General features: G+C 63.5%; 4 protein-coding genes. 1 reads left to right on the top strand and 3 read right to left on the bottom strand.

Features of this window, described 5'->3' with window-relative positions:
• Nucleotides 1–272 (top strand): IS66 family transposase (locus tag BLT16_RS20365; RefSeq protein ID WP_143025111.1); only part of this gene is annotated, 272 nt, incomplete at its 5' end.
• 33 nt (nt 273–305) lie between these two features.
• Here the strand turns inward: BLT16_RS20365 and BLT16_RS20370 are convergent.
• The 3 genes from BLT16_RS20370 to BLT16_RS20380 form a co-directional block, all read right to left on the bottom strand.
• A complete protein-coding gene (locus tag BLT16_RS20370; RefSeq protein ID WP_089660769.1) occupies nt 306–3,458 on the bottom strand; it encodes a T6SS effector BTH_I2691 family protein in 3,153 nt (1,050 codons plus the stop codon).
• Nucleotides 3,451–4,395 carry a DUF4123 domain-containing protein gene (locus BLT16_RS20375; RefSeq protein WP_089660770.1) on the bottom strand — a complete coding sequence of 315 codons (945 nt, stop codon included), beginning with the start codon at nt 4,393–4,395 and terminating at the stop codon, nt 3,451–3,453. Before BLT16_RS20375 ends, BLT16_RS20370 begins: the two co-directional genes overlap by 8 nt.
• Nucleotides 4,396–4,962: bacteriophage T4 gp5 trimerisation domain-containing protein (locus BLT16_RS20380; RefSeq protein ID WP_422717946.1), on the bottom strand; the 567-nt coding region annotated here is incomplete at its 5' end.

A 4,962-nucleotide genomic window follows, 5' to 3' on the forward strand; every position in this document is an offset into this window, starting at 1 on the left:
TCGATGACGGGCTGATTCCCCTGGATAACAACCCGGCCGAGAACGCCATCCGCCCCTTCGTCGTCGGTCGCAAGAACTGGTTGTTCAGCCACACGCCGAGCGGTGCCCAGGCCAGCGCGGCAATCTACAGCCTGATTGAGACCGCCAAGGCCAACGGCCTCTCACCCTACGAGTACCTGCAGTTCGTGTTCGAGACCCTGCCAACCCTCGGCGAGGATGACGACCACGGCACGCTGCTGCCCTGGCGCTGGAAAGACACGCTGCCGGTCTAACTCAGGCCGCAACAGGTGGGGTTGGTGGAGCGCTTACCGAAATGGGGCATCCTCATCATAGCGGGTCGCGGCAGGGAGGTTCTCTTCTCCTGTTTCCGTAGGCTCTTCCTGGAAGCTCTCCACTGGCGCCCAGTAGCCACCTGCGGCAAGCGCAGATAGCGTGACGCACTCTCCGGCCAAGGCGGCTGGCAAGGCGAGTTGAACCCAATGCCCTTGAAGCGCCTCGACGCGCCGGCCTGGCGAGAAGTTAGAGAAAGTAGTCGACATATCGAATTCATTCGTCATGCGGGTAACGGGAACCAGCTTCAGAACAGGGGCCAGCAGCGTCTCATTCAGTGAGCGTAGCTCGGCAGTCCGATCCTCATCGCTATCCGACCACTGGTTATCATTCCCCCAGCTGCTGCGATAGAGCCACAGCCTGATGCCTTCGCGCCGGTAGTGCTCGGCAAACAGGCCAGACAATAAATAGCCAGCGCTAAAGATCAACAAGGCCCAGCTTGCCCAAGGTGCCATAATCCATCCAAAGGCCACCCAACGCCCAAGTGATGCACCACCTAATTGAATAATTCCGACAGCACTCATACCAGAGGTCGAGCCAAGCTTCGCCCATAATGCGAAACGTTCTTCTGAACTACTTGCCTGGTTGATGTCCCGCCAAACCTGTCGGGTTTCTATCCCCGCCCCGATGGCGGCAAAGGCCGCCATCCCCGCTACGCGGCTCGCCAATCGACCGGCCAGCCGGGCGAACTCTCTATTACTCGCAACATTCAACCATTGCTGCCTTCCTGCTTGAGCCACCTGTCGAGTTCCGTTTCGGTAGCGAGCCATACGATTAGCATGCCGCTGCCAATAGGGCACGACCCAGAGCGACATCACCGCCGCCGTGGCATAGCTTACCTGGCTGGCTATCGTTTCCATCTCATCGCGTGTCACACCGTCCTTCTGTGCGCTATGGATACTGTCGGCAGCATTGAGTAGGTTGAGCGCCGCGACCAGCAAGGGGATGCCGCCGATGCCTCGGGCATCCATCCATTGCGACATGCGTTGGCGTACCGCCGCTACACCGCCGGCACCACGCTCGATGCGTAGGCGCTGCTGTTCGCGTAGCTCAGCAAAGCCGAGGCCGGCAAGGTGTTGGGCATTGGCGCCGCTGCCGCCACCGGCGGTAAAGCGCTGCGGCTCGCTGAGTGAGAGTGCTTGGTGTTCAGTTTCCAGCTGTGTAATGCGGCGCAGCGTATCGGCGCGCAAGCCTGGCGACATCGGCATGCGCAGTTTGAGACGCAGGGCCTTCAGCCGGCCCGATAAGCCGCGCATGTTATGGCGCCAACGCCGATGTTCCGCTCTCGCACTGTCGTTGCGCTGTAGGTAATGGCCTTGATTGTCGGGATGAACGAACGCCGTGAGCATGGCGATGGTAATGCCTCTGGCGATGTGCTGGGCGGCCACCTGTGTGCCGGCACTGGCGGCGGGTAGGGCCTGATACGCCAGTAACTGCCAGCTTAGTTTGCCTGCGCCACCCGCCACGGCGCGCAGCGTTTCGAATGCGGCCTGTAGCGGTGCGCTCAGGGCCTGAAACAGGGCCGACTCCTGAACATGCTCCAGACGCAACACACTGTCGAGGCTGCCCGCTACGTTAGCCGCATTGAGCATATCCCCAAGGTCAATGCCGTCGTCGGGATCACCAGCCGCCAGCCACTCCGCAGCAATGGCATCGAGGGCAAGCCCCAGCGCTGGCGAGAAGTTGAACAAGCTGGTGCCTATCAGACTACTGCGCTCACGAAACGTATTGTCCAGCCAGCGCTTGCCTACGTCTGTGGCACCTACGGCTTCGCTGACCATGGCGGCAAACTCGATCAACCCTTGGCACTGCGCTTCATCCGTGGGGTCGTAACATAGGGCTTCTGCGTCCGTGGGCAGACGCTCGAGCCAGGTCAGTACATCGTCGAGTGACGATTCGACATGGGCCTGTAGACGCTCGCGACGCGGCTGGTGCGTGTGGATGAAGTCCATGGCGCCCGCGTAGTCAACGTCATAGCGCCACAGCCCACGGTTTTGCCAGGATTCACGCGCCTCGCGACTGGGGGGCGTCACACCTAACTCGCGTAGCTCGGCCTCGCTCTCGCGAAGCGTCTCCTGAGTTTCCAATGCCGCCTGAGAGATGTGCTGGGTGCCGGTGCGTTCCCACACCACCAGGCTTTCTGCTTCCTGCGCAGCCGCCTCGACGGTGGCCTGATGGTGGCGCTCCAGGAGGGCAAGGGCACGGCGACGAGCCTCGCCGTCTTCCCTCAGAGCCTTGGGGAGATCGTGTTCATCGGGGCCGCACAAGTGCTGAATGATCGAGGCGACCTCCAGCCGATGGCCATGCTCGTCTTCGAAGGCTTCCAATTCGAGCTCACGCCCTAACAGCGCCATGCTCAGGTCATTAACGATGCCGAGGTCGTCATCCAGGGCTACGAACACGGCTTCGTCGTGCTTCTTGACCTTGGCCAGTACGCTGTCTTGGCTGATTTCCGGCTTATGGGCCAGTACCTCGTATACGCTCTCTTCGTCGTCACCTCCGGCGTCTGTTACATCGCTGTCCCATTCGACGGTGGCCACGGTGGTGGAGGTAAAGTCGTCCACCGCGCCGTTCGGGGTGATATCGGCCACATGTTCGCCAAGCTCGGTCAGCGGGCCGACATGCGCGGGCAATGGGTCGTTGCCAGTGGCCAGGGTGGCGCCCAGAGCCGCCATCAGGTCGAGCGGTCGCATCAGGCGCTGGCGCGCCTCGGCGTCTGCGAGCATGCGCTCATGGATACGCTCGGTCCACTGCACTGGCGAATAGGCCAGTTCGAGGTGGGCACCTGTGGAGTAGGTGAGGTGCGGCTCGCCATTGAAGGTCGCGCCGTCTATGGCGTATTCGTCGATACGCTGTTCGTCATCCTCTTCGACATACACGTAAAGCCAGCCGTCGCGCAGCTGTCGCAGCGTGTAGCCGCGGGTTGTCAGGCGGGGATAGTCCGGGCCCTGCCAGCGCTCAGACAGTGGGTGCGGCGCCGGCTCGTCGGCCTGGCGGGGCGCTTCGTCGATGGCGTAGCGCACCGGGAACAGCGTGACATCCACCAGCAGCGGACAGACACCACTGCCGAAGGATGTTTCATCGAAGGCGCCATCTCGGGCCGTGCTCTGGACATCCGTGTCAGCCATGGGGAACCTCGCTTGATGAAGAGGGAGATAGGACAGTGGGTGAAGTGACGATGCCCCCTGGCGGCCTCTCGCCTTCGCGCCACCAGGTATCCAGGGCATAGAGGCTGTCGGGACGCGGGGGACGCGCGCCCGGCGGCTGCTCGGCCAGCCAGCGTGCATAGAGCCCATCGTGAGCGGTCATGAAGTTCGCACCCCCGTGCAGGCTGAGGTCCACCCAGATGGCGATCTGCCGCTCGGTCGTCGCGCCCCAGCCGATAGCGTCGTCGAGGCGTGCGTCGATCCAGTCGCCGCGCTCCGCGGGGGGCAGTGCTTGCCAGGGCTTGGGCGCATGGGCGGCAAAGTGGTTCGTCAGTCGCTCCTTGAGCCGCCAGCGTTCCACCGCCTCCAGCGCAGCAAGCTGGGCCGGTCCCATGGGCGGAAAAGGCGGTGCTGGCGCCGCCGTGGATGACGCGGGGCCATCGTCGGGGCGAAACGGCTGCCACACCAGTGGCGAGGCGTCTTCCCAGTTGGGTGGCCAGGCCGCCACCCACCAGGTGGTGATGAGCCCCATGAGAGCGGCGGGCACGGCGTCGCCATAACTGGCCAGCCAATGGCGCGTTACCAGTGGATCGGCAAAGCGCAGCAATTTTTCGTACTGGCCATCCACCGTGAAGGTCAGGCAGTGACGCAGCTGATCACTCAGCGCTTCGCTGCTGGCATCGCTTTGCAGCAGTGAGAGCGCGCGGGGCAAGTCATCGTCAGCGTCGAGCTCATCGAGTAGCCCAGCGCCGTTTAGCCGCACCAGGATCGGCCCGTGATCAGCCAAGGAGGCCCAGCGGGTCGTCAGGTAGAGCGGCTCGATTTCGCTGACGTCGTCACGGCCATACAGGCGCGTCAGTGCTTGCGGATAGCGTACGCCATCCACCAGGGCGTGGCTCACCTCCTGCGGCACGCTCACTTAGCTATCCTCCTGGCCGCCTGTGGCATCCTCGCAGATCTCGCAGCTGGCCGGTTCCTTGAGCAGCGTCTTGAGCTGGGCGGGCCGGTCGACGGGCTGAATCGCTCGATGACCCTCGCCCTCCACCTCCTGCGGCAGCTTGGGCCCTTGCGCCGCCTGGCCCGAGCCCGAGCCGGGGCTGCCGCCGGAGTTGATCTTGACGCTGGGGCCGACGATGGTGACGCCACTGGGGTCGAGTTTGACGAAGCTGCCGCCGGCGTTGAGGGTGATCTCGGCGCCGGCGTCGATCACCACTTTCATGCCGGCCTTGTGGTGGACTTCCTGGCCGGCGTCGACCAGTTGGGCACGGCCGTATTTCTCGTGGCGGGTGGCGTCGACGATCAGGTGGTCGTCGCCGTCGACCTGGGTGTGGCGACTGCCGTGCACGGTGAGGTGGTCGTCGCTGTCGATCTCGCTGATGCGGTCGTGGTGGACCTTGAGATGGCTGTCGTTGCCGATCTCTTCGCTGCGGTCGTGGTTGGTGAGCAGTTCCAGGTCCTTCTGGGCGTGCAGCCAGATCTGCTCCTG

Origin of the sequence: Franzmannia pantelleriensis, from assembly GCF_900102875.1 — a bacterium.
GTDB lineage: Bacteria > Pseudomonadota > Gammaproteobacteria > Pseudomonadales > Halomonadaceae > Franzmannia > Franzmannia pantelleriensis.